This window comes from Aeromonas sp. 19NY04SH05-1, assembly GCF_040581895.1.
Lineage (GTDB): Bacteria > Pseudomonadota > Gammaproteobacteria > Enterobacterales > Aeromonadaceae > Aeromonas > Aeromonas enteropelogenes.
Window position 1 is genome coordinate 4,003,854 of record NZ_CP095328.1, and the last position, 24,087, is coordinate 4,027,940.

Annotated in this window: 28 protein-coding genes; 13 read left to right on the top strand and 15 right to left on the bottom strand. The window is 59.2% G+C overall.

Going from position 1 to position 24,087, the window contains the following annotated elements; genetic code table 11:
• Window positions 1-48: 48 nt before the first annotated feature.
• Complete coding sequence (locus MRK42_RS18380) at window positions 49-966, bottom strand: LysR substrate-binding domain-containing protein (RefSeq protein ID WP_342013167.1); 918 nt, start codon at window positions 964-966, stop codon at window positions 49-51.
• Between the two features lie 91 nt (window positions 967-1,057).
• On the opposite strand from MRK42_RS18380, the gene MRK42_RS18385 reads away from it, so the two are divergent.
• The gene (locus tag MRK42_RS18385; protein ID WP_042071044.1) at window positions 1,058-1,915 is read left to right on the top strand and encodes a DMT family transporter; all 858 of its coding nucleotides are present in this window, start codon (window positions 1,058-1,060) and stop codon (window positions 1,913-1,915) included.
• Window positions 1,916-1,928: 13 nt separating this feature from the next.
• On the opposite strand, the gene MRK42_RS18390 is transcribed toward MRK42_RS18385, so the two are convergent.
• Entirely contained in the window at window positions 1,929-2,510 is a 582-nt protein-coding gene (locus MRK42_RS18390) for a uracil-DNA glycosylase family protein (protein WP_354688472.1), read from the bottom strand.
• 98 nt (window positions 2,511-2,608) lie between these two features.
• Between MRK42_RS18390 and rarD the strand changes: the two genes are divergently transcribed.
• Entirely contained in the window at window positions 2,609-3,496 is an 888-nt protein-coding gene (rarD, locus tag MRK42_RS18395) for an EamA family transporter RarD (protein ID WP_124240271.1), read from the top strand.
• On the opposite strand, the gene MRK42_RS18400 is transcribed toward rarD, so the two are convergent.
• Window positions 3,478-4,212 carry an ABC transporter substrate-binding protein gene (locus MRK42_RS18400; RefSeq protein WP_124240270.1) on the bottom strand — a complete coding sequence of 245 codons (735 nt, stop codon included), beginning with the start codon at window positions 4,210-4,212 and terminating at the stop codon, window positions 3,478-3,480. The genes rarD and MRK42_RS18400 overlap by 19 nt on opposite strands.
• A gap of 44 nt (window positions 4,213-4,256) precedes the next feature.
• On the opposite strand from MRK42_RS18400, the gene MRK42_RS18405 reads away from it, so the two are divergent.
• Window positions 4,257-4,592 (top strand): GIY-YIG nuclease family protein, encoded by a 336-nt coding sequence (locus MRK42_RS18405; RefSeq protein WP_216993659.1) that lies wholly within the window; start codon window positions 4,257-4,259, stop codon window positions 4,590-4,592.
• 75 nt (window positions 4,593-4,667) lie between these two features.
• Here MRK42_RS18405 and pspG read toward each other — a convergent pair whose 3' ends face one another.
• The 4 genes from pspG to MRK42_RS18425 form a co-directional block, all read right to left on the bottom strand.
• On the bottom strand, window positions 4,668-4,886 hold the full coding sequence (gene pspG, locus MRK42_RS18410; RefSeq protein ID WP_042025875.1) for an envelope stress response protein PspG: 219 nt from the start codon (window positions 4,884-4,886) through the stop codon (window positions 4,668-4,670).
• Between the two features lie 45 nt (window positions 4,887-4,931).
• Entirely contained in the window at window positions 4,932-5,138 is a 207-nt protein-coding gene (locus MRK42_RS18415; RefSeq protein WP_026457503.1) for a PspC domain-containing protein, read from the bottom strand.
• Between the two features lie 2 nt (window positions 5,139-5,140).
• A complete protein-coding gene (gene pspA / locus MRK42_RS18420) occupies window positions 5,141-5,803 on the bottom strand; it encodes a phage shock protein PspA (RefSeq protein WP_216993658.1) in 663 nt (220 codons plus the stop codon).
• Between the two features lie 208 nt (window positions 5,804-6,011).
• Complete coding sequence (locus MRK42_RS18425) at window positions 6,012-6,740, bottom strand: 1-acylglycerol-3-phosphate O-acyltransferase (protein ID WP_216993657.1); 729 nt, start codon at window positions 6,738-6,740, stop codon at window positions 6,012-6,014.
• A 164-nt stretch (window positions 6,741-6,904) separates the two neighbouring features.
• Between MRK42_RS18425 and MRK42_RS18430 the strand changes: the two genes are divergently transcribed.
• The 8 genes from MRK42_RS18430 (at window position 6,905) to MRK42_RS18465 (ending at window position 13,482) form a co-directional block, all read left to right on the top strand.
• On the top strand, window positions 6,905-7,279 hold the full coding sequence (locus MRK42_RS18430; protein ID WP_354688473.1) for a hypothetical protein: 375 nt from the start codon (window positions 6,905-6,907) through the stop codon (window positions 7,277-7,279).
• Window positions 7,280-7,330: 51 nt separating this feature from the next.
• Window positions 7,331-9,385: a protein-disulfide reductase DsbD domain-containing protein gene (locus MRK42_RS18435; protein WP_354688474.1), complete on the top strand. Its 2,055-nt coding sequence runs from the start codon at window positions 7,331-7,333 to the stop codon at window positions 9,383-9,385.
• A 10-nt stretch (window positions 9,386-9,395) separates the two neighbouring features.
• A complete protein-coding gene (locus MRK42_RS18440; protein WP_354688475.1) occupies window positions 9,396-10,142 on the top strand; it encodes a DsbA family protein in 747 nt (248 codons plus the stop codon).
• Window positions 10,143-10,145: 3 nt separating this feature from the next.
• A complete protein-coding gene (locus tag MRK42_RS18445) occupies window positions 10,146-10,667 on the top strand; it encodes a protein disulfide oxidoreductase (RefSeq protein WP_354688476.1) in 522 nt (173 codons plus the stop codon).
• Window positions 10,668-10,966: 299 nt separating this feature from the next.
• A complete protein-coding gene (locus MRK42_RS18450; RefSeq protein ID WP_026458058.1) occupies window positions 10,967-11,251 on the top strand; it encodes a DnaJ domain-containing protein in 285 nt (94 codons plus the stop codon).
• Window positions 11,252-11,257: 6 nt separating this feature from the next.
• On the top strand, window positions 11,258-11,788 hold the full coding sequence (locus MRK42_RS18455; protein ID WP_042025881.1) for a hypothetical protein: 531 nt from the start codon (window positions 11,258-11,260) through the stop codon (window positions 11,786-11,788).
• Window positions 11,789-11,800: 12 nt separating this feature from the next.
• Window positions 11,801-12,568 (top strand): hypothetical protein, encoded by a 768-nt coding sequence (locus tag MRK42_RS18460; protein ID WP_042025944.1) that lies wholly within the window; start codon window positions 11,801-11,803, stop codon window positions 12,566-12,568.
• A gap of 11 nt (window positions 12,569-12,579) precedes the next feature.
• Window positions 12,580-13,482, top strand: a complete 903-nt coding sequence (locus MRK42_RS18465) for a hypothetical protein (RefSeq protein WP_354688477.1) — start codon at window positions 12,580-12,582, stop codon at window positions 13,480-13,482.
• Window positions 13,483-13,567: 85 nt separating this feature from the next.
• On the opposite strand, the gene MRK42_RS18470 is transcribed toward MRK42_RS18465, so the two are convergent.
• The 4 genes from MRK42_RS18470 to MRK42_RS18485 form a co-directional block, all read right to left on the bottom strand.
• Window positions 13,568-14,782, bottom strand: coding sequence for an aromatic amino acid transporter (locus MRK42_RS18470; protein ID WP_042072636.1), 1,215 nt, complete (start codon window positions 14,780-14,782; stop codon window positions 13,568-13,570).
• Between the two features lie 82 nt (window positions 14,783-14,864).
• The gene (tnaA, locus tag MRK42_RS18475) at window positions 14,865-16,322 is read right to left on the bottom strand and encodes a tryptophanase (RefSeq protein WP_354688478.1); all 1,458 of its coding nucleotides are present in this window, start codon (window positions 16,320-16,322) and stop codon (window positions 14,865-14,867) included.
• Window positions 16,323-16,502: 180 nt separating this feature from the next.
• On the bottom strand, window positions 16,503-16,622 hold the full coding sequence (tnaC, locus tag MRK42_RS18480) for a tryptophanase leader peptide (RefSeq protein ID WP_082037478.1): 120 nt from the start codon (window positions 16,620-16,622) through the stop codon (window positions 16,503-16,505).
• A 735-nt stretch (window positions 16,623-17,357) separates the two neighbouring features.
• Window positions 17,358-18,275 carry an IS5 family transposase gene (locus MRK42_RS18485; RefSeq protein WP_354688479.1) on the bottom strand — a complete coding sequence of 306 codons (918 nt, stop codon included), beginning with the start codon at window positions 18,273-18,275 and terminating at the stop codon, window positions 17,358-17,360.
• Window positions 18,276-18,394: 119 nt separating this feature from the next.
• On the opposite strand from MRK42_RS18485, the gene MRK42_RS18490 reads away from it, so the two are divergent.
• Window positions 18,395-18,646, top strand: a complete 252-nt coding sequence (locus MRK42_RS18490; RefSeq protein ID WP_042025886.1) for a hypothetical protein — start codon at window positions 18,395-18,397, stop codon at window positions 18,644-18,646.
• A 139-nt stretch (window positions 18,647-18,785) separates the two neighbouring features.
• Here the strand turns inward: MRK42_RS18490 and MRK42_RS18495 are convergent, their stop codons facing one another.
• Window positions 18,786-18,998 (bottom strand): hypothetical protein, encoded by a 213-nt coding sequence (locus tag MRK42_RS18495; protein WP_026457462.1) that lies wholly within the window; start codon window positions 18,996-18,998, stop codon window positions 18,786-18,788.
• A 64-nt stretch (window positions 18,999-19,062) separates the two neighbouring features.
• The gene (locus MRK42_RS18500; protein ID WP_342013159.1) at window positions 19,063-19,386 is read right to left on the bottom strand and encodes a hypothetical protein; all 324 of its coding nucleotides are present in this window, start codon (window positions 19,384-19,386) and stop codon (window positions 19,063-19,065) included.
• A gap of 425 nt (window positions 19,387-19,811) precedes the next feature.
• Here MRK42_RS18500 and MRK42_RS18505 point away from each other — a divergent pair, with 425 nt between their 5' ends.
• Window positions 19,812-20,231 carry a hypothetical protein gene (locus MRK42_RS18505; protein ID WP_354688480.1) on the top strand — a complete coding sequence of 140 codons (420 nt, stop codon included), beginning with the start codon at window positions 19,812-19,814 and terminating at the stop codon, window positions 20,229-20,231.
• A 46-nt stretch (window positions 20,232-20,277) separates the two neighbouring features.
• Here the strand turns inward: MRK42_RS18505 and MRK42_RS18510 are convergent, their stop codons facing one another.
• Together MRK42_RS18510 and parC are read right to left on the bottom strand one after the other, a co-directional pair.
• A complete protein-coding gene (locus MRK42_RS18510; RefSeq protein ID WP_279458731.1) occupies window positions 20,278-21,258 on the bottom strand; it encodes an IS5-like element IS5 family transposase in 981 nt (326 codons plus the stop codon).
• Between the two features lie 536 nt (window positions 21,259-21,794).
• Window positions 21,795-24,086 (bottom strand): DNA topoisomerase IV subunit A, encoded by a 2,292-nt coding sequence (gene parC / locus MRK42_RS18515; RefSeq protein ID WP_354688481.1) that lies wholly within the window; start codon window positions 24,084-24,086, stop codon window positions 21,795-21,797.
• Window position 24,087 lies beyond the last annotated feature (1 nt).

The window sequence follows — 24,087 nt, forward strand, 5'->3', positions numbered from 1 at the left end:
CGGGATCGGCCCCTCGGCCGTCCGTATGTGCCACCAGCCTCTTCTTGTTCAAACGCGCCTGAGCGGCTCCGTCTCCCCGGGGCGCAGGCTGGCCTGCGCCTCCTGCCAGAGCCACTGGCGCAGCCGATTGATGGCGGGCTCATGGGCCCGCGATCGCTTGCAGACAAAGTAGAAGTTGTCCCCGGTCTCGAGGGCATGCAGCGGCAAGCGCACCAGACGGGGATCCTCCGGCTGCAGCATGTAGTCATTGATGAGTGCCACCCCCTGATCCCAGTTGGCAGCCTCCAGCGCCAGCAGGATGTGGCTGAAGTGGTGCATTCTTGCCTCGGGCGCAATCATCAGCCCGCCCGCCTCGGCCCAGCGCCGCCAATCCTCCCCCTTCTCCCTGTAAATTGCCTGGATGGAGAGCAACGGCAGCTGCCACAGGGCCGCCGGCCACTCTCCCTCCACCTGCTGCCACAGGCGCCGGCTGCACACCGGCATCAGCCGCTCCCGATAGAGCAGATCGTGGACATAGCCGCGCCCCTCTGGGGAAACAGTGATGAAGCAATCCGCCACCCGATCAGAAAGCTCGGGATCCTCTGCCACCATCTCCAGGCTCAGATCCAGTTCGGGATAGAGTTGGCGCAGACCGGCCAGGCGCGGGATCAGCCACTTCACCGCAAACGAGCTGTAGACCGCGAGGCGCAGCCGCATCTCGCCGCCACCACGCAGCTGCTCGCTGCACTGGGCGATTTGGGCCAGACCCGCAGCAATGCCCTCGAAATAGGCCTCCCCTTGCGGCGTCAATGACAGCGCTCGCCCCTGGCGCAACAGCAGCCGCTCCCCCAGAAAATCCTCCAGCAAGCGTATCTGGTGGCTGACCGCGCTCTGGCTGACGTTGAGCTCAAGGGCGGCGCGGGAGAAGCTCAGCAAACGGGCAACCGCCTCAAAATATTGGACGGCGCGCAGGGGGGGCAATTTCATTATCCAAAAATCTCATAGATGGTTATTTTTTATCATTTTACTGGATAACTACGCCCGAGCTACCCTTCTCTTCTCTGAAACGGGAGGCGGTATGAATGCAGTCGGGATCGGCATCCTCTATCTGGTGCTGGGCAACATGGTGGCGGTTTTTTCTGATGCGCTGGTCAAGGTACTGGAGCCGAGCCAGCCCGTCTTTCAATTTGTCTTTTTCCGCCAGCTCTCTGCCGCCATCCTGCTGGCCCCCTGGCTGCTCTGGTCGTGGCGCCGCCACCCGCCGGTTGCGCTCAAGTGGCATCTGCTGCGTGCCCACATCTGGGCGGTCGGCGTCTGCCTGATGGTGATCGCTCTCACCCGTTTGCCACTCGCCACCGCCAACGCCCTCTTCTACGCCGCGCCCCTGATGATGGTGCCGCTGGCCGTGTGGCTGGCGGGGGAGGCCATCTCGCGCCAGAAGGTACTGACCGCCTTCATCGGTTTTGTCGGTGTGCTCATCGTACTGCGCCCGACCGAGGTAAACTGGGCTGCACTCGCGGCACTCGGGGTGGCACTCTCCATGGCGGTCAACAATTTGCTGATCAAGCGGATCCCGCTCAAGCAGCCCATCGCCCAGACCCTGTTCTTCACCAATGTGCTGAGCATGCCCTTCATCCTGGCGCTGGCCTTCTGGGAAGGGGGAGAGTGGCAGTGGCAGATGTGGTGGCCAGCCTTCGGCTCGTCGGCACTCATCATGGTCTATGCCGGATTGTGCGTGATGGCCTATCGCAAGGCGGAGGCGAGCAAGATCGCCTCGGCGGAATACACGGGGCTGTTGATGGCGGTCGCCATCGGCGTCTGGCTGTTTGACGAGCAACCAGGGTTACCGCTGCTGCTGGGCTGTCTGTGCATCATATTGCCGCTGGTGGCCATGGCCCGTGGCAAGCCAAAACCGCTGGCCGAACCTGCGGTCTGAACAAAACCGAGGGTCACGCCAGCAGGGGAGCGAGCCTCTTCCTCAGGTGCGGGAGCACATCCTGCTCGAACCAGGGATTTTTCCTGAGCCAGAAGGTGTTGCGCGGTGAAGGGTGCGGTAACGGCAGCCAGCCGGGCCCGTACTCTGCCCAGCTGCGCACTGTTTCGGTCAGCGACCCCTTGCCCACCTCGCGCAGATAATAGTTTTGCGCGTACTGGCCGATGAGCAGGGTCAGCTCGATATTGGGCAGCAACATCAGCACCTTGTCGTGCCAGGTCGGGGCACACTCGGGCCTGGGTGGCAGATCCCCCGACTTGCCCTTGCCGGGGTAGCAGAGGCCCATCGGCATGATGGCGATGCGGGATTCATCGTAGAAAGTGGCCTTGTCCACTCCGAGCCAGTGACGCAGCCGGTCGCCGGACGCGTCGTCCCAGGGGATGCCGCTGGCATGAACCCGGGTACCGGGCGCCTGGCCGATGATCAGCAGACGAGCACTCCCGGCCCCCCGGATCACCGGGCGCGGCCCCAGCGGCAGATGGGCTTCGCACAGACGGCAGGCCCTGATTTGCTCAAACAGGATATCGATTCGTTGCATGGGGCTCATAGTAACAGCTTTTGCCAGCTTCCCTCTTGTGAAAGCCAAACGAGACACATATCATCTCAACGCGCGTTTAATTTAATAAACAGGTAATCATGAAAAACTGGCTAGGTACAGGCACGGCCGCTCTCTCCTTCATTCTGTGGGGCATGCTGCCGCTCTATTATCAGTTCATGCCCGAGGTCAACATGTGGGAGCTCATCTCCCACCGGGTGCTCTGGTCCGTGGTGCTGCTGGGTGCCCTGTTCCTGCTGATCGGTCACAAGGTTCCCTGGGCCAGCCTGCGCAGCGAGCCACGCCAGCTTGGCCTCATCCTGCTGGCGGGCCCCGTCATGTCCATCAGTTGGTGCATGTTCACCTGGTGTCTGACCACCGGCCAGGTGCTGGCAACCAGCCTCGCCTTCTTCATGACGCCGCTGTTCAATATCGTGTTCGCCGTGCTGTTCCTGAAAGAGAGGCTCACCCCGCAGAAGCACCTGGCGGTCGCCCTGGCGCTGGCGGGGCTCGCCTATATGCTGTTTTGCTACGGCCAGTTGCCCTGGTTCTCCCTCATCATGGGTGCCAACTTCGCCCTCTATGGCCTCATCAAGAAGAAGATCCACTACGACACCGGCACTTGCCTCTATCTTGAAGCACTGGTACAGCTGCCCGTCGCCTTGTTGCTGATCGGCCTGCTGGCGTGGCAGGGCGAGGGAATGTTCGTCAATGGTGATCTGACCGACAAGCTGCTGCTGATCGGCAGTGCTCCTGCTACCCTGCTGCCGGTGGGGCTGTTCTGCTACGCCGTGGCCAGAACCCGGATGAGCACGGTGGGATTACTGCAATATATCGAGCCGAGCCTCGCCTTCCTGATCGCCATCTACTGGTTTGGCGAGACGCCGGATCCGGTGAAATCGGTGGGATTTGCCTTCGTCTGGGCCGGCCTGCTGGTCAGCCTGCTGCCGCTGCATCGCCTCAGACGACCTCAGGGGGCCGTGCGGTAGGACTCCAGAACCTGGTGCCAGCGGGGATCCCTGTCCATCTGCTCGGCGATGTCGTTCAATCTGGTATGCAGATCGCGGCGAGACTTGGGCAGCAATATGTGGCGGGAATAGGTGGACTGGGCAAAGGGAGAGACGAACAGCTTGCCCTCGAACGCAGGATCCCGGGTGAAGAAGGCCAGCGCCGAGCCCGGGACCAGGGTCACATCGATACGGCCCCGTACCAGCATGCTGAAATTGCTCTTCACCTTCTTGGAATCATGGCGAATGACCTCTCCCCTCGCCACGGCCTCATCAATACCCTGATAGCGATACCCCTCGACGCCCCCGAACACCAGCCCCTTGAGTGAATCCGGCCCGTGATAGATGACCGGCTTGTTCACGCTGGAGATGAGTTCGTTGGTGTCGCGCATGATGGGCAGGGTCCAGAGGTAGCGTTCGCGCATGGGATCTCCCATCCAGGCCGGATTGACCCAGGCAACCAGGCTGTCGAAGCCGGGATCCGACATCTCCAGCGCCAGTCTGGCACGATTGACCGGCCAGAGCTCTATTCTGGGTTCACCCCCCAGCTTTTCATTGAGATACTTGACCAGCTCCCGACTCATCCCCGCATCAGGCCCGGTGTTGAAAGGGGGATGCTGATGGTAATCGTAGAGACGGAGCGTCTCTCCCATCGCGGGTGTCGCCAGTAGGAACCACAACCAGAGCCAGAATCGCATTGCACCTCCCAAGGTTAGCCTTGAGTTTGGCACAGAGAGCACGAATGAAAAAATCCGCGGCACAGCCCGCCTTATCTTCCTCCCCGCCCGTCGACTGGTTCGTCTATATGGTGCGCACCGCCACAGGTGCCCTTTACACCGGGATCAGCACGGATCCGGGTCGCCGCCTGCGCCAACACCAAAGTGGCAAGGGATCCCGTGCCCTGCGTGGCAAGGGGCCGCTTATCCTGGCATGGCAACAACAGGTAGCAGACAAGGGCACGGCCCTGCGCATCGAATACCGTCTCAAGCAGCAGTCCAAAACGGTCAAGGAGCGGCTGGTGCAGGAGCCCGCCTTCTGGCCGGCCTGGTATCGGGAGTGGCAATCCCGGCACGTTTGAGCGCAAACATAAAAAAGGCCACTCTATTGAGTGGCCAACAAAGGGAGTTCGGGAAGCATTAACAACGCATGACAACTAGAGGTAGGTGTTGGTACGGCGCTTGCGGTTGCTGATGAGCCAGCAGACCACCAGTACCAGCAGCAGCCAGGGCGCCAGCTTGATGATGAGAGCAAGCATGCCGCCCAGGGCTCCCAGCAGCACGAACAAACCGCTGACCAGCAACATGGCAATCAGGGTAAAGCCGGTCAGCGCCATGATCACCAACACCACCAGCAATACGAAAAATTCCAGCATATCTTGCTCCTTACAGAGGATGGGGCCGACTCGCTGACCCTGCGGTCAATCCAGCCAGCGTTTCAATTCATAACGGGGTGGCATCACCAACACTGCCAGCAGATAGGCGGCCAGAGTCACGGGCGGAAGCAGGATCAGGGCGATCAGTGCCACGATTCGCACCGTGACACGGGAAACCCCCAGCCGATTGGCAATCCCGGCGCACACCCCGGTCAGTTTGCGATGCACCAGATCCTTGGGCCAGGGGCGCATGATCACACCTCCGCCTTCTGGCCTTTCAGGCGAGCCAGCTCACGCTCTATCTCGTCATTGAGCTCCAGCTCGCGGAACTGTGCCTCGAGCGAAGGATTCTGGCCCAGGGTCGCCGCTTCAAGCTGGGCTTCCAGCTGATCGATCCGCTCCTGAAAACCGTCGAAACGGGCCATCAGCTCGTGCATCCGCTGGTTGTCAACCTGGGCGCGGGCCCGCAGCCGGCTGTGGGCAGTTTGCTCGCGCAGGGTCAGCATTTTCTGCTTCTCGCGAGCCTCGGTCAGCTTGGCCGCCAGCCGTTCGCTGTCGGCGGTCAGCTGGGCCAGCACCTCGGCTACCCGGGCCTTGTCCTGCTCCAGTTGCTCGCAACGCTTGACCTCAGCCAGCTTCTCGGTGAGGGCGGCACGAGCCAGATCCTCACGCCCCCTCTGCAGGGCCAGTTCGGCCTTGGCCGACCACTCCTGGATCTGGTGCTGCAATGTCTGCTGGTGCCGCTCCAGCTGTTTCTGTTCGGCGATGATGCGGGCGGCCTGGGTACGCATCTCGACCTGGACCTGCTCCATCTCCTCGATCATCAGGCGCAACATCTTTTCCGGCTCTTCGCTCTTGTCGAGCAGGCTGTGCAGGTTGGCATTGATCACGTCGGTCAGGCGGCTGAATACGCTCATGGTCTGGCTCCTTGTTGATGGGATGGTTAGCTCTTCCCAAAGCATTACAAGTGCCGTGCCAAGATATTTTTATGTTTTTTTACAATGAGATGGGTATTGATGACACCGAATAACCGGCAATGGGTTAGCGAATATCACCAACAAAATGGTGAAATTCACCAATAAAAAAGGGAGCCAGCGGCTCCCCTTCATTTTGCGCGACGAGGCGTCATGCAGCCTTGTGATGGCCGAGCTTGCTGTCCAGTTCGACCAGCTTGGCCTCCATCCGGCTGCGGCAGACCTCGGACAGCTCGCGGATGCCGGCGGCGCCGTGCTCCTTGCTGCATACCGGAGCCATCACCTCCAACAGCACCTCGCCGTTGTCCCAGCGATTGAGGTCGATCTGGCCAAAGTAGCTGGAGCAGACGATGGGCACCACGGGCACCTCGGCCTGCACGGCAGTATGGAAGGCACCGGCCTTGAACGGCAACAAGCCACGCCCCTGGGAGCGGGTCCCCTCCGGGAACATCCAGATGGAGGTGCCGCGCGCCTTGATGCGATCCACCACCTGGCCAATGGTGCCAATGGCGCGGGAACGGTTGGATCTGTCGATCAACACGTTACCGGAGAGCCAGAAGATGAGGCCGAAGAAGGGCAGCCACAGCAGGCTCTTCTTGCCCACCGCCACCACGCCGGGTTGCACGGCGCCGGTCACGGTGAAGATGTCGTAGTTGCTCTGGTGGTTGCAGACATAGACCGCTGGCCCCACCGACTTGACCGCCTCATCCACCATCACCTTGACCCGGATCCCGATCAGCGGGCACACCGCGTGATACATGCGGGCAAATACATAGACGTTGTTGGGGTGACGCGGACGGGCCAGACAGAGCAGCAGACCGAACAGGAACCAGAAGACGAGCAGCAGACCAAGCAGCAGCACACGGGCAAGTTTGAGCATCGAACACCTCGAATTTGAACTCGGCGCAGTATACTGATCCCCCTTTTAGCGAACAAGCGTTCGCCAGACAGAACTGACCAGGCTCACCGCCACGGCCGGGCCCCCGGCTTGCCCCGCTTGCCATTGCTCGCTAGGATGTGGCCATCTTGATGGACGGGGCGAGCATGATTCACCAACAACGCGTGGCGAAACACCTACTGCTACTGGTCTGCCTGCTGGTGCTCAATTGTGCGGCCCAGCCTCTGGCCCGGCTGGCCCTGCTCGATCAGGCCATCGGCTGCCAGATCCAGCTCACCCAGGTAATGGACGACGAGCAGGCCGAGGCCAGCCCCAGTCCGCAACCCACCAGTTGCCAGCTCAATGGCAAATGGCTGAGTGCCACCACCCTGCTCTGCATCGAACAGATCTTCTTTGCCGTCGCGCTGCTGATCACCCTGCTGGCGCCGCACTGGCGCTACACGCCCCCCTTGCCGCCCCCGAGAGCCATCTCGCCGCCGGAGCGGCGTCTGCACCTCACCCTCTGCGTCTGGCGGGAATGAGCCCGGCTGCGTTCTTTGTCAGTCATCACTCATTTTTGCGAGACCAAACAGATGTCAAATCTCTTCAAGGCAACCCTGCTGCTGGGTTGCTTGCTGTGGCAATCCATAGGGTTGGCCAGCGACACGGGCTGGCTCACCAGCCCCCAGAACGATCACGCCAGGGTGCGGCTGCAGGCCGATCGCAGCGCACCGGAGAAGGCCCGTATCCTGCTCGATGTCGAGCTCGAATCGGGCTGGAAAACCTACTGGCACAGCCCGGGTGAAGGGGGGATTGCGCCCCGGATCCTGTGGGACGAGCCGGTCGAGGCGTTCCAGTGGCGCTGGCCCGCGCCGCGCCATTTCGAGGTGGCCGGACTCAGCACTCAGGGTTACGAAAAGAGCGTAAGCTTCCCGCTCAGTCTGAACTATCCCGCTGACAAGCCGCTCAAGGGGACTCTGCGCCTCTCGACCTGCAGCAATGTCTGCATCCTCACCGACTACCCCTTCACCCTCGCAGCCGGAGGCGAGGCACCGACCGGCTTTGATTTTGCCTATGCGAAGGCGGCGAGCAACCTGCCCCAGCCGCTGCCCGCCGATATCCGGATCAGCCTGGGTTATCAGCAAAACCAGCTGCAAGTGATGGCCGAGCGGCCCGCCGGCTGGCAGACGCCGGCGCTCTTTATCGATGCCCTTGAAGGGGCGGAATTCGGCAAGCCCGAGCTTGAAGTGAAGGAGACCACCCTGATCGCCCGAGTACCGGTCAGCGATGGCTGGCAAGGGGATGCACCTGACTTGCGCGGCAAGGCGCTTGGGGTACTGCTCTCCAGCGGGGAGCAGGCCTGGCAGGGCCAGGCCCCCATCGGCGAGCCCCTGAACCTGCCCGAACCGAGCCAACCCCTGCTCTGGTTGCTGGGGGCGGCGCTGCTTGGCGGCCTCATCCTCAACCTGATGCCCTGCGTGCTGCCGGTGCTGGCCCTCAAGCTGGGTTCCGTGCTGCAACACCAAGAGCGAAAACGGCGCAATGTACGCAAGCAGTTCCTCGCCGCCAGCGCCGGGATCATCGCCTCCTTCTGGGTGCTGGCGGCCATGAGCAGCCTGCTGCGCGCCCCAAGTTTCGGAATGAGTGGGGCGGTTGGCTGGGGCATCCAGTTCCAGAGCCCGACGTTCATCGGCTTCATGGTGCTGGTGACCCTGCTGTTTTGCGCCAATCTGCTGGGGCTGTTCGAGATCCGTCTGCCCAGTTCCCTCACCACCCGGCTCGCCACCCGTGGTGGCCAGGGTCTGGGTGGTCACTTCCTGCAAGGGAGCTTTGCCACCCTGCTGGCCACCCCCTGCTCGGCCCCCTTCCTCGGCACCGCGGTGGCGTTTGCGCTGGCGGCGCCGCTCGGCCAGCTCTGGCTCGTCTTCACGGCACTCGGTATTGGCATGAGCCTGCCCTGGCTGCTGGTGGCTGCCGTGCCGCGCATCGCGCTCTGGCTGCCCAAACCCGGCCGCTGGATGAGCCACCTGCGCCTCCTGCTCGGGCTGATGATGCTGGGCTCCAGCCTCTGGCTCGCCAGCCTGCTCGGCAATCATCTGGGCAGCACGACCACCGGCTGGCTGATGGTGGTCATGGTGCTGGTGCTGCTGGTAGGGATCATCTGGCGTTACGGCATCCGGGGCTTCACCCTTGCCCTCTCCCTCTCGGCCCTCATCGGCGGCGCCCTGCTGCTGGGAGGCGCGTTCACCGTTCAGGGCCGCAACAGCGTCGATCGGGTAGTCTGGCAGCCTCTCTCGGAGCAAGCCATCACTGCGGCGCTGGCCCAGAAGAAACGGGTCTTCGTCGATGTCACCGCCGACTGGTGCGTGACCTGCAAGGCCAACAAATACAACGTGTTGCTGCGCGATGAGGTACAAACCGCCCTCTCGGCCCCCGATGTGGTGGCCCTGCGCGGTGATTGGAGCAGACCCGACGACGCCATCGCCGCTTTCCTGCGCAAGCGCGGCGCCGCAGCCGTCCCTTTCAACCAGATCTACGGCCCCGGCCTGCCACAGGGGGAGACCCTCTCGCCCCTGCTCGACCAGGACGACCTGCTTACCCTGTTGAGCCAGGCGGGCCTCATCCGCCCCGGCATAACCCGATTCTAAGGAGAACCTCATGAAACCGACTCTCAGCACCCTCGCCCTGTTTACCGCCCTCTCTGCCGGCATACTGACGGCGCCGTCCCTGCACGCCGCGTCCTTTACCCCGGAGCAGGAGGCGCGCATCAAGGAGCTCATTCGCGAAACCCTGGTGGCCAACCCGAAGATCCTCGACGAGGCGGCCGAATCCTGGGAGAAGCAGAACGCCGCGGCCCAGGCGGCCCAGCTCGGCGATTTCATCAAGGGCAACAAGGATGTGCTGTTCAACAGCACCACCAGCCCGCGCCTTGGCGCCAAGAATCCCAAGCTGACCCTGGTGCTGTTCACCGACTACAACTGCCCCTACTGCAAGCAGTTCGATCCCCGTCTCACCAAGCTGCTCAAGGCCTATCCCAACGATCTGGGGTTGGTGATCAAGCTGTTGCCGTTCAAGGGACAGAGCTCCGCCAAGGCGGCCCAGTACAGCCTGACCCTGTGGCAACAGGATCCGGCCCGCTTCCTCACCCTGCACGACAAGCTGATGAGCAAGCAGGGCATGCTGACCGAGGCGGACATCAACAAGGCGCTGGCCGCCACCGGCAATACGGCGCTCAAGCCCGATACCAAGGCCACCGAAGAGCTGCGCAATAGCTTGCGCATCGGCACCATCCTGGGGGTGCAGGGCACCCCGGCAACCCTGATCGGCAACCAGCTGGTACCGGGGGCCATCCCCTATGAGGAGCTGGAGCAGCTGGTGAAAGACGAGCTGGCCAAGCTGGGGTAAATCATGGCGACCACACCCACCCGGCCCCGCTGGCAACGCTGGGGCAAGGAGGCGCTCTGGCTGTTGCTGATGGCGCTGGTTATCTCCACCCTGCTGGATTTGTGGCGCAGTCCCACCCTGCCTGAGGGAGCCATGAGCGCCCCCATTACCCTGCAGGATGGCACCACCACGGATCTGGCAACACTGAGCCGGGGCAAGCCGCTGCTGGTCTACTACTGGGCCAGCTGGTGCGGGGTATGCCGTTTCACCACGCCGACCGTGGAGACCCTGTGGCAGGAGGGGGAGAACGTGCTGACAGTGGCGCTACGCTCCGGCAGCGACGCCCAACTGCGTGAAGGGATGGCGAAGAAGGGGCTCACCTTTCCCACCCACAATGACGAATCGGGAGCGCTCGCCGCCCGCTGGCAGGTGGGGGTGACCCCCACCTTCCTCATCGTCAAGGATGGGGAGCTGGTAAGCAGCACCACGGGCTGGAGTTCGGGGCTCGGGCTGACACTGCGCCTGTGGTGGGCGAGCCTTCACTAACCCGGCGCCACGCCAACCGCACATGCCCGGCCATGCCGGGCATTTTTTCAACCTCCGTCACAGATAGCACCTCCCGCCATTGCCAGAATGGTAACAATCGGCACTTACGCTGTGTCTGACGCCATTCGTCCGCCTGCCAACGAGCCCGGTGATGCAACTTGCTCGCCATATCATCGCCAATGCGTGGCGGTGCGGATCCGTTTCCGTTAAAATGACGGGTTTTTGCCGTGCCTGGTTTGCCAAGCCCGACCAGGCACCCGCAGTGTGAATTCCAAGATGCCAGCGATGCAGGATCTGCCATGAACAACTACTTTCGGGTGCTGGGCGTCAAGTCCAACGCCAGTGAAAACGACATCAAGAAAGCCTATCGACGGCTGTCGAACCAGTACCACCCCGACAAACTGATCGGGGCCACTGACGACGAGAAAGAGCAGGCTGCCATCAAGCTGCACCAGATAAAGCAGGCCTATGAAGTGCTATCCGATCCAAAGCAGCGGGCCGCTTTTATCAAGGATTTCAACAACGTCATCGTGACCGATCCCGCTTCTGCCATGCAGGAGATGTGGGACCAATTCTACCCCTGAGGCATCATGCAAAAAAAATGGGATCAGGCACGACTCAAGGCCCTCTTGAGCGATGCCAGTGAAAATATCGAATCCTACCGGGATCAGGACGACCCCAAGGCGCTGGAACAGTTCACCGGCAAGATGAAGGCCCTGCTGCTGGCCGACATGAGCATGCTGGAGTTTATGCCCGAATACCTGCCGCTCGCTCTCTATGGCCGGGTGCAGTTTCCGCCCAAGGCCAAACCGCAGTGGACCCGCTGGCTCACCAGCGGCGAGCAGCCCTCCTGGGACGAGTTCAAGGTGTCGGTGGCGTTCAGCAACGCCGAGCTGCCGCTGGTCAAAGCGGTGCGCGCCCAGAGCGAAGATCAGCTGATGGAAGCCTGCGCCGTGCTGTTCCAGCTCGACAATCCGCTGCCGCGCGGCAGCCGCCGTGCCGATGATGACTATGAGCTGCGCGACGACGAGGATGAAGACGGGGAAGATGCCGACGCCGACTACAATGGCGATGAGCGCGACGACGGCGATCAGGATATGTACGACGAAGTACGTTTCTAATTGGGGCAACGCATGAACAACAGTCTGATAGAAATTACCGCCATCGAGATCAAAGAGCTGGCCGTGGTCGAGCCGAAGCAGGCCAGCGAGAAATTCGAACTGATCGCCAAGACCATGTCTGACGATCAGCTGGCAGAAGTGATTGAAAACATTGATATCGTTACCCTGACCCAGATCAACGGCCAGCACGACATCTCCTTCCCCTCCATCATCTCCGAGCTGATGACCCCGGAGCGGATCCGCGACATCGTCTGCCAGCAGCCCCTCTACTGGGAAGAGGCGATCAAGAACAACGCCGACGAGCTGCAACAGCACACCTTCGACTTCCTCAACTACCTGATCCGCACTCAGGAGAGCGAAGCCAAGCAGCGCGAGATCCTCGAATGCGTAGCCGAAGACCCTGCCGGTCTCTTCTACCTCGCCATCCCCTTTATCGAGTTCTATCGTGGCGATCGCTACGAGGACGACGAAGGCTACCGCGACGTGCTGCACGCCGAGGAGGAAGATCTCGAAGAGTCCCTGCGCTACAGCGAACGCCAGCAGAGCGAGGATGTCCACGACTACGCCCTGGATGACCCGAGAAGCCTGCTGATGCTCATTCGCGAGCTGGCCCCCGAGGTGGAAAAATCCATCAAGGCGCTGCTGCGCAATGAACACTCCACCTGGGACGGCATCATCAACAAGTTCGCCGCCGAGCTGGTGATGCAGGCCAAAGAGAAGAACAAGGTCGAGGAAGACGAGTACGGCGACGTCGACGACATGTTCAGCTTTCTGGATTAAGGAGCCCATTCATGCAGTTAGTCATTCGCGATGCCAACCAGGGCCCCTTTCTCACCCAGGTGCTGCGCTTTGGCCACGACAACGAGCGTTTGAGCCAACAGCAACTGGCCGCCATCAAGGGCAAGGCGGTGCTGATGAGCCTCAAATTCGCCGACAAGTACTACAACAAGTACAAGATGCACCTGCTGGAACAGGCCGCCCACGACGTCATCGGCGTGGTGAGCTTAGGATTGCAGGAACTGTCCCAGCGGGATCCGGCCAAGGCGCTGGCACTCTTGCAGGCGCCGGAGGGGCCCATCAAGCCGTTCCAGAAAGGCTGGTCGATGCTTATCACCGTCAGCCCCAGGCAGACCGGCAACAGCCTCTACGGTGATGTGGATGCGCGCCTGCTGGACAAGATCTCCAGCCCCCCCGATGTGGAGGAGTGGCAGGGGTGGCAGGAGTACGAGAAGGCGCTGGCCGAGCACAACAAGAACCGATTGATGGGGCTTATCGACCAGCACTTCTTCGCCTGCGAGAACGATCACCCTACCATGGAAGACAAGCTGGCCGAGGCCCTGCTCTATCGCATCCTCTGCGGCAAGGGCAGTGACGTCGCCCCGCTCAAGGTGAAGCAGGACCTCAAGCGCAAGCTGGCGCGGGAGATTGAGCTCAAGGAGGAGTGGTACGACACCGACCATCTGGCGACCCAGCTCGCCCTGATGCTTGGTGAGCTGCCCGCCGACATGGCCGCAGCGATCCGCCAGGAGCTGAGCCCGGGCTTTGTCCCCAACCTGCTCCACACCCTTGGGTTTGTGCGCCAGTACCAGCTGCTGCAAAAAGAGAACGCCTCGCCGGAGAAGCTCGACAGCTTCGAGATGCGCGCCGGCATCAAGCACCCGCTGCTCGGTTGGCCCCTCTATCACGACTTCTGATGGCCAGCCTGCCAACAGGCGGCTCTCTCTGTAATCCAACGCCCGGCTTGCCGGGCGTTGTGCTGTCCGATTTCTGCCTGCGCCACTACCCGGTGAAGATGGGCAGCAGGTTTGCCATATTGAGCAGATGGAACAGCGCTATCAGGATGCCAAACAGGATCACCCCCATCACCATGCCCTGGCCGCCCGGTGCCACGAAGCCCTGATCTCCCCCTTCCGCCTTGCGCGCTTTCATCACCAGCAGGGCCGGGACTATGCAGGTCCAGACGGTGGCGGCCGCTCCGGCGTAACCGATGGCGATGATAAAGCCGAATGGAAACAGGAGTGACATCAGGAGCGGCGGCAAAAAGGTCACCGCCCAGGACTTGGCGCGACCGCGGCGACTGTTGTCGAACTTGAACAGATCAGCCAGGTAATCAAATACCCCGAGCCCCACCCCGATAAAGGAGGAGAGAATCGCCGCCATGGAGAAGGCGTGCACCGCATGGTCGACCCTGCGGGAGTCGATCACCGATCCCAGCGCATTGAGCAGCGCGTCCACCTCGCCCCCTTGAGCGATGACGGGGCCAAACTGCTGGCGCGGCAGGTTGCCGAAGATGCTCACCAACCAGAGGATGTAGAAACCGAGGGCGATCAGGGTGCCCCCCAGAATGGCCCTCTTGGCCTTGTGTTCGCTCCCGTAATAGGCACGCATCGAGGCCACCGAGTGGTGATAACCGAACGAGGTCAGCGCCACCGGCAGCAGGGCCAGGGCGTAGGGGGCATACCCCATCTCCTGGTGCATGGAGTCAAACAACTGATCCACATTGACCCGCATCGCCAGCCCGGAGACCCCGAACACGAAGCTCAGCAGCATGAAGGCGATCAGCACCACCGAGATCCGGTCCACCGCCCGGGTCGAGTGCCACACCAGACTGGAGAAGAGCAGCACAAACAGCACGGAGGCGATCTTGCTGTCGATGCCAAGCAGCCCATGCAGGATCAGCCCGGACGAGGTGATGTAGGCGTAGAGCAGGATCCCGCCAACAAAATAGACCGCCAGGTTGTTGAACATGTTGACCCTGGATCCCAGCAGATCCCGGGTCACCGTATTGAAGGAGACGGTCAGCTCGTAGCCCTTGAATGCCTCCAGCAGCATCCAGCCAGAGACCGTCATCACTATCATGGTCAGGGTGATGACCAGAGTGGACCAGCTGGCCCAGGCCCCCGCCCCGGCGCTGGGCAGCCCCAGCATCCCTGCCCCGACACAGACGCTCGCTATGATACAAGCGCCCCCCACTATGGATGGATTTTTAGCCATCGTATTCCCCCCTGTCTTGTTCCCTGAATGCAGATTCAAAAAAGGCACAGAATCTTCTGTGCCTTGCTTTGCTTATTGGTTGTTATGCTTCGGCCAGCTGTCTGGCCGTCGTCGCCGTATTTGGCGCCACCTCTTCAAGCCGGGCGGTGAAGTGACGCAGCACCGGCGGCTCATAGGTGAAGGTCAGCCCCTTGATATTGGCGGCGTTCTTTTTGACCTCCTGGAAAGCCTCAATGATGAAGTCCATGTGGGTCTGTGTGTAGGTGGCGCGCGGTATGGTCAGGCGCAGCAGCTCGGCCGGGCAGGCCATCTGCTTGCCGGTGGCCGGGTCACGGCCCTGCAGCAGGGAGCCTATCTCGACCGCGCGGATGCCGGCGACCTTGTAGAGCTCGCAGGCCAGGGCGTGGGCCGGGAACTGATCCGCCGGGATGTGGGGCAGCAGCTTGCCCGCATCGACGAAGGCCGCGTGACCCCCTGCCTGCTGGCAGACCACGCCGATCGCCTCCAGCCCGTCCACCAGGTACTGCACCTGCTGGATGCGATAGGCGAGCCAGTCCTGGCGCATACCGTCGCGCAGACCAACCGCCAGCCGCTCCATGGCGCCCCCTTCCAGACCGCCATAGGTGGGGAAGCCCTCCTGCACCACGCACAGAGTGCGGCACTCGTTGTAGACGTCCAGCATCGACTCATCCTTGAAGCAGAGCAGGCCGCCCATCTGCACCATGGCGTCCTTCTTCGCGGACATGGCGAGGCCGTCGGCATACTTGTAGGCCTCGCGGGTGATCTGCTCGATGCTCCAGTCGGCGTAGCCGGGCTCGCGCTGCTGGATGAAATAGGCGTTCTCGGCGAAACGGGCGGAGTCCATGATCACCGGGATCTCGTATTGACGGGCGATGGCATAAACCGCCTTGAGGTTGGCAATGGAGACCGGCTGGCCCCCGGCCGAGTTGCAGGTGATGGTGCTGACGATATAGGGCACGTTGGCCGGGCCCGCCTCCTTGATGGCCGCCTCCAGCTTGTCGAGATCGAAGTTGCCCTTAAAATCGGCGGTGACGCTGGTGTCGAACGCTTCCTTGGTATAGACGTTCTTTGCTACGCAGCAGTTGATCTGGGTATGGCCCTGGGTGGTGTCGAAGAAGTAGTTGGAGAGCGCCACCATCTTGCTGCGATCCAGCCCCTTCTCCTGCTCACGCTTCTTGATGAGAACCGGAATGTAGATCTGCTCGGCGCCGCGCCCCTGGTGGGTCGGGATGGTCAGCTCGTAGCCGAAGATCTCCTGCACCGCCTTGCGCAGGGCGTGGAAGCTGCGGCTGCCGCTGTAGGCTTCGTCGCCGCGCATCATGGCCGCCTGCATGTCCTGGGTGATGGCGCCGGTGCCGCTGTCAGTCAGCAGATCGATAAAGACGTCTTCGCTGTCGAGCAGGAAGGGGTTCATACCGGCCTGCTTGATGGCGGCCTCACGGTAATCACGGGTAGTCCGTTTTACCGGCTCAATGACACGAATGCGAAACGGCTCGGGCAGGTGTTTGAAATGTTCCATGGTAAACCTCGGCATTATTTTGGCGAACAGGATCGCCATCCGGCGCAAATTAAAGGATGCGCAGGAAAATAGATAAATAGAGACCCGGCTTGGCTACATATGGCGACAAACCAGATATCAGAAACAGAATGTCATCACAGGAAGATGCGCAGAAGGGGCCGCCGGCCCACAGCGGAAGGCTTATTTGATTGGGAAGAAGAAGGCTATCTTGCGATCAAGATTGAACCATTTGCAGGAAGTGAATGTGCGATTCATGGTGCCCACCCAGTTGAAAATAAAATGTCGATATGACCAGCTCATTATGAACAGAAGGCATCCGGGTTCAATACGCCAGATAAGTAAACTGGGATCTTGATAACATTTTATAAAACTCTTTTTGTAACGGGAGTGACGCTCGCCCCGTCACGGCATAGAGCCAAGCGCAGCCAAATAAAGTATGAACATAACAAAGAAACACATAACACTTTGTATTTATTGCTATTTAATGATTTTTTCAATACAAGGAAATATAAAAAGTCATCCGCCTACCGGGTGATTTCACCAACAGATGGCCATCAGTCCATGTTAAATTTTGTTGCACTTGCAATCAGCTTGGTTCCCTCTCCTCCCCTTATCAAGGACCATCATATGCCCTTGTTCCTGACCGCAAGATGACCGACTGATGGCCAACCTTTTATATCCCTCTGTATTCAAGAGATTAAAGTCAGGGGGCGTCACTCAATATAAAAAAGAGAAAACCAGAAATACGCTACCCGTTGGAATGAGATGGGAGATTATTAATCATCAGATAATTTAACAGGCAGATTAAACCGACTCGTTACGTGCACCATCATCGGCATTTCGTGATAAACAGCCTCCCCAACAAAAGCTCTGGATATATCCAGTCACCTTGTCTACCCCCTTTGCGCAATTGTGCCGCCAGGTTCAGCGTTTATAATTCCCGCCTGAGATGAAGTGGGGTATTTGACAAGATGAGCAGGGCGTTGTTGCCCAAATCAGCCAGCAAGTCATGACTTCCCCAGCTCTGGGTAACCGCTACACTCGAGGCTTTCTGACAAGTAGGCCCAGAGTATTCAGCTTGTTTATGGCGCTTACATACGCCATGACTTCTCCCACTTGGCCGTTGTAGTTACGCAGACTGATTTTCCCCGCCAGCAACTGCTTGAACCGATACATCGCCGTCTCTGCCAGCGAGCGACGGTGATACCCCGATATCTTCTTCCAGTGCGCCAGCCCTTCCTTGCGCATCACCAGCACAGCGTCATTTCTTGGGTGTCCCTTTTTCCATAACCCCGCGCTCTTGCGAGGCGGGATACAAGCTGTCGCCCCTTTGCGCGAGATAAGCTGATGGCTGGCTTTGCTGTCATAGGCGCCATCTGCATAAACTCGTCCCAGCTTGCGCCGCAGTGGATTGAGCAAGGTCGGCAACACCTCGGCATCATGGACATTTTCCAATGACACCTCCGCCGCCACGATATCGTGGGTTACCGGGTCTACTGCCAGATGCAACTTGCGCCAGACTCGCCGCTTCTCAGCGCCGTGTTTTCTGACCTTCCACTCGCCTTCACCAAACACCTTCAGCCCGGTTGAGTCGATAACCAAGTCGGTAATGCGTCCCTTTGGGGGCTGTCGATAGGCCACTGTCACCGTACGTGCTCGCTTGCTGACACAGCTATAGTCCGGTGCGCACAACGGCACATTCATCAGCTCGAACAGGGAGTCGAGTAGTCCCTGAGTGGCCCGCAGAGTGAGGTTGAAAATCCCCTTGAGCATCAGGAAGGTACAGATGGTCTGGTCAGTGTAAAGCTGGCAGCGGCCCCGCCGCCCATGATGGTCGTGGTGAAACCAGTTGCTCATGGCCTCGGCATCAACCCAGAAGGTGAGTGAACCACGATTAATCAACGACTTGTTGTATTTAGGCCAGTTGGTGATGGGGTGAAGCGACGTGCTCATGATGCAGACTTGAAGAGGATGGTGGTGATCAGATCACCAAGTCCTCAGTTAGTTCCATTCAAGCTGTATCGATTTGGGCAACAACGCCGATGAGCAGAAAACCGGACCGGATTACCGCGATGCAACAGATCATCGATGCCGTCAAACAGGAGTTCCCCCTCTATCAGGCCGACACCTTCAAATGCGGCCCCGACAACACCTGCATCGGCTGCCCGAAGAAGCTGATGGAACTGGTCGATACCGAGCTCTGCTACTGGCAATACCAGATCAATCGCGGCATCCCGCCCACCTTTGACGAGCTATCCAGCTTTGGCAAGATGTGTCGCAATATCCGGCGGGCACTGGTGCGCAACGGCCGGATCCCCGCCTGACCATTTCACTGTGTCTTAAACCTCTGATAGGGCTGGCGGAGTGAAACCAACGCCCCGCGCCCTGCTTTGGCAAACCAGAATGGAAGAAGGAGCCTTATCGGCTCCTTCTTGTTATCTAAGGTGGCGCAGCCTGACCTGATCAGGTCAGGTAGTAGCGCCACATCCGCACCGGCTCCGAGTAACCGACCCGGATACAAAATGGCGAAAGGTCCTGATTGGCCTGCTCCAGCGTGAGGGTCTGCTGGGCATCCTCCTCGCACCACTGCACAAAATCGTCGCTGTTGAAGCTGTAGTGATCCCCGTGAAAGATCCCGTGAGCCTCGATAAGCCCGATGGCTTTTTCTGTTTCCATGATTGGCCTCCTGGCACTGGGGTGTCCCCTTCCAGTTTAGGCCCCGGGCAGGAAGTTGGCAGGGTCAGGGGGTGATGGTCCACATGGCGCTGTCCATCCCGGTCTCGCGAAAATCGATGACCACGGGATACTCGGTGCCGCAGCCCGTCACAGTCCAACGCTCTTGCCAGTAGCGGCTACCCGGCTCCCCCTTGGGCAGTTGCAGCACGGCGGGCACAAAACGCTCCGGCGCCTCGCAACCCTTGGTTGCCACCCAACCCGCGACACCGACCATGGCATCCCGGATCAGTTGCTGGTTGGCCATGGTCCCCTCCTGCACGGGTTCACGGGTCTCGGCACGCAGCGGCAATAGCCAGGCGGCACACAACAAAAACAGGGCAACTCTCATCCTCTCACCATCCTTGCATCAACAACGCCAATGCTTGGTTCGATTGGCACTTAACCATCATTCCCTGAGAGACATCCAAACAGAACCCGCTATATATGACGACGGCAAGGATCGGAATCGCTTTGCCACTTTCCCCTCTTACTTGGCAGTCAAAAGCCACATCAAGCAGCAGCTTAATCGGCCGCACCGCAGACTCCATGCCAATGGGAAAGAAGATCTGATGGATGACCGGTAGCCTTGCGGTAACTTATTTTCGCGATCGTCAGATTACGCTTCACTAATCAAGACTACAGCCCTTCAATAATAATGATATTGAGTTATCTCACACTATCAAGAGCTGAGACTTCAACGTCAGTTTATGTAAATGTACACTAACTCATAAGTTAAGATGGATAACTTAATAACAACTAATGGACTGTCGATATATGGGAAATGCAATTGAGGTTATAGATAACGAAAGTACTGGATTAATAAATTACGATGATGCACAAATTGATTTGTTTTTTAAAATACATCAAAAAATAAATGCAAAGAGTGAAGAGATCTCAAAGTCTTACAGTAACAACATTCTTGTTAAATTAGATGATATAAAAGAATTACATTTCAAGACTATCCAGTCAATAAACTCACTATACCCATCAAAAAGTAATATCAATGTGAGGATAGCAGTTTCACATCATGAAGGCGAATCAGAAAGGTTTAACTCCTTTGAAGCTTTTGAAGAGCGTAACTTAACAAGCCCTAAGGAAAGTGCGAATAAGCAGGTCATTTCTTCCCAAGCTGGCTCGCTGATTAAAATTTCGCGGATCCGGGCCGATTGTTCTCCCGTAAACACCTCGAATTAGCCTATTTAGGCCGTTTTTTCGCCATTCCTGGCGTTATTTCCGGTTTTTAGTGAGATCTCTCCCACTGACGTATCATCTGGTCCACCCGAAACAGGTTGGCCAGGGTGAATAACATCGCCAGTTGGTTATCGTTTTTCTGTAGCCCCTTGTATCTGGCTTTCACGAAGCCGAACTGCCGCTTGATGATGCGAAACGGGTGCTCCACTTTGGCCCGGATGCGGGCTTTCATGTATTCGATGTTGATGGCCGTTTTGTTCTTGCGTGGATGCTGTTTCAAGGTTCTTACCTTGCCGGGGCGCTCGGCGATCAGCCAGTCCACATCCACCTCGGCCAGCTCCTCGCGCTGTGGCGCCCCTTGGTAGCCGGCATCGGCTGAGACAAATTGCTCCTCTCCATGCAGCAGATTACCCAGCTGATTGAGGTCATGCTCGTTGGCCGCGGTGGTGACTAGGCTGTGGGTCAGGCCACTCTTGGCATCGACACCAATGTGGGCCTTCATGCCAAAGTGCCACTGATTGCCTTTCTTGGTCTGATGCATCTCCGGATCGCGTTGCTGCTCTTTGTTCTTGGTCGAGCTGGGTGCCTCAATGATGGTGGCATCGACCAAGGTGCCTTGAGTCATCATGACGCCTGCTTCGGCCAGCCAGCGATTGATGGTCTTGAACAATTGGCGGGCCAGTTGATGCTGCTCCAGCAGGTGGCGGAAATTCATGATGGTGGTGCGGTCCGGCAAGGCGCTATCCAGGGATAACCGGGCAAACAGACGCATGGAGGCGATTTCGTACAGAGCATCTTCCATCGCGCCATCGCTCAGGTTGTACCAATGCTGCATGCAGTGAATGCGTAGCATGGTTTCCAGCGGATAAGGTCGCCGGCCATTACCAGCCTTGGGGTAAAACGGCTCGATGACTTCCACCATGTTTTGCCATGGCAGAATCTGCTCCATGCGGGACAAGAAAATCTCTTTTCTGGTCTGACGGCGCTTACTGCTGAATTCACTGTCGGCGAAGGTGAGTTGATGACTCATGATGGCCCTCGGAAATGCGGCTCCGGATGAACATTATGATCTCATATCACAGACTTGTTCGCACCTTCCCTAAAGAAGATCTCTCACTTAATTAGTAAGCTTGGTAAACTTTCCATTTATGCTGCTCTAGGTTTTTTTACAACAAATGCAATTGACAGTTCAATTCTATCGTCAGACTCTATAGTTAAGTTTTTAATTGTTTACGCATCACTCTTTGTTATTGTAGGCGGTATATCAGAGCTCTTCTTAAAAAAACTAGAAGATTCTATTGATAGTTACCTACCCATGTCATACCTAAACATAAATAAAGGCGATGCAAAATTAATATCAGATTTCTCTGGTAGAAATAAATCTTCTCTACTTTGGTCTATATTTGGACTTCTAGGAACTATTTTTATCGGCCTTGCAACAAGCGCATCATATGATCTAATCAAATGGCTAATTCTATAATTACAGCTAGAACGGATAATAATACAACATAAAAAGTATTGAACTATAAATAGAAAGGGCGCTTTCGCGCCCTTCATTATTAATAATTACCCTTCCTGATTTTCCCCAGCTACCGGTTCGGTTCCGGCTGCGGGTTCAATCTCGATACGATCGACGCGCTGCAAACCGCGGGGCAGCTTGGCGCCGCGGCGGCCGCGCTCGCCGCGGTAGTAGTCGAGATCAGAGGGTTTGAGGGTCAGCTTGCGCTTGCCGGCAAACAGGGTGACCGACTGCCCCTGCGGGATCACGGCGGCCATCACCACAAACTCCTCCCGCGCCTTCACCCGAGCCGACGGAATGCTGATCAGCTTGTTACCCTTGCCCTTGCCGAGCACCGGCAAGGTGTTGAGCGGGAACAGCAGCATGCGCCCTTCGTTGGAGATGGCCATGCAGAGATCGGTCTCTGGCGAGCCGATCTTCTGGGGTGCCATCACCTGACCCCCTTCCGGCACTGTGAGCAGCGCCTTGCCGTTCTTGTTCTTGCCGATGAGATCGTCATAGGTGCAGACAAAGCCGTAACCGGCATCGCTGGCGATCAGATACGGCTCGCCTTCGTTGCCCATCACCAGATGACGTACCTCTTCACCGGCGCCCAGTGCAAAGCGGCCGGTGAGCGGTTCGCCCTGACTGCGCGCGGATGGCAAGGTGTGAGATTCGAGGGCGTAGGTTCTCCCCAACGTGGAGAGGAACACCGCCTGCTGGTTGCTGCGGCCACAGGCGTGGGCCAGATAACTATCCCCCGCCTTGTAGGAGAGCCCCTCGGCATCCACATCGTGGCCCTTGGCCGCGCGCACCCATCCCTTGTCAGAGAGGATCACGGTGACCGGCTCGCTCGGGGTGAGCTCCTTCTCGGTCAGGGCCACTGCGGTAGCACGCTCCACCAACGGGGTGCGGCGATCGTCGCCGTACTTCTCGGCGTCCGCCAGGATCTCTTTCTTGAGCAGGGTGCTGAGACGACGCTCGGAGCCCAGGATGAGTTCGAGCTTGTCGCGCTCTTCGGCCAGTTCGTTTTGTTCGGCACGCAGCTTGAACTCTTCGAGCTTGGCCAGGTGGCGCAGTTTCAGCTCGAGGATCGCCTCGGCCTGGGTCTCGCTGATGTTGAAACGCTCCATCATCACCCGGCCCGGCTCCTCCTCGGTGCGGATGATCTCGATCACCTCGTCGATATTGAGGTAGGCGATGAGCAAGCCTTCGAGGATGTGCAGGCGAGCCAGCACCTTGTCGAGGCGATACTGCAGGCGGCGGCGCACCGTCTCGCGGCGGAAGCTCAGCCACTCGGTGAGGATAGTCTTGAGGTCTTTCACCTGGGGACGGTTGTCCAGACCCAGGATGTTGAGGTTGACCCGGTAGTTCTTCTCCAGATCCGTGGTGGCGAACAGGTGGGCCATCAGCCCCTCCACATCCACCCGGTTGGAGCGCGGCACGATCACCAGACGGGTCGGGTTCTCGTGGTCAGATTCATCGCGCAGATCGGTCACCATCGGCAGCTTTTTCGCCACCATCTGGGCGGCAATCTGCTCCATGATCTTGGCGCCGGAGGCCTGATGGGGCAGCGCTGTGATGACGATGTCGCCATCCTCTTCGCTCCAGACCGCCCGCTGCTTGATGGAGCCCTTGCCGGTCTCGTAGATTTTGCGGATATCGTCGCGCGGGGTGATGATCTCGGCGTTGGTCGGGTAGTCCGGCCCCTGAATGTGCTGCATCAACACATCGAGCCCCGCATTGGGGTTGTCGAGCAGCTCGGCACAGGCGTAGGCCACTTCCCGCGCGTTGTGGGGCGGGATGTCGGTCGCCATCCCCACCGCGATACCGGTCACCCCGTTGAGCAGGATGTGCGGCAGACGGGCGGGCAGCACCACCGGCTCCTTCATAGTGCCGTCGAAGTTCGGCGTCCACTCCACCGTGCCTTGGCCGAGCTCTGAGAGCAGCAGCTCGGAGAAGCGCGACAAGCGCGCTTCGGTATATCGCATGGCCGCGAAGGATTTGGGATCGTCCGGCGCACCCCAGTTACCCTGACCGTCCACCAGCGGGTAGCGGTAGGAGAAGGGCTGGGCCATCAGCACCATGGCTTCATAACAGGCGATGTCGCCATGGGGGTGATATTTACCCAGCACGTCACCCACGGTACGGGCGGACTTCTTGTGCTTGGAGAGGGCGGAGAGCCCCAGCTCGCTCATGGCGTAGATGATGCGCCGCTGCACGGGCTTGAGGCCGTCGCCGATGTGCGGCAGGGCCCTGTCCATGATGACGTACATGGAGTAGTTCAGGTAAGCCTGCTCGGTAAAGGCGCGCATGGGCTGGCGCTCTACCCCGTCCAGACTGAGCTCTAGATCACTCATG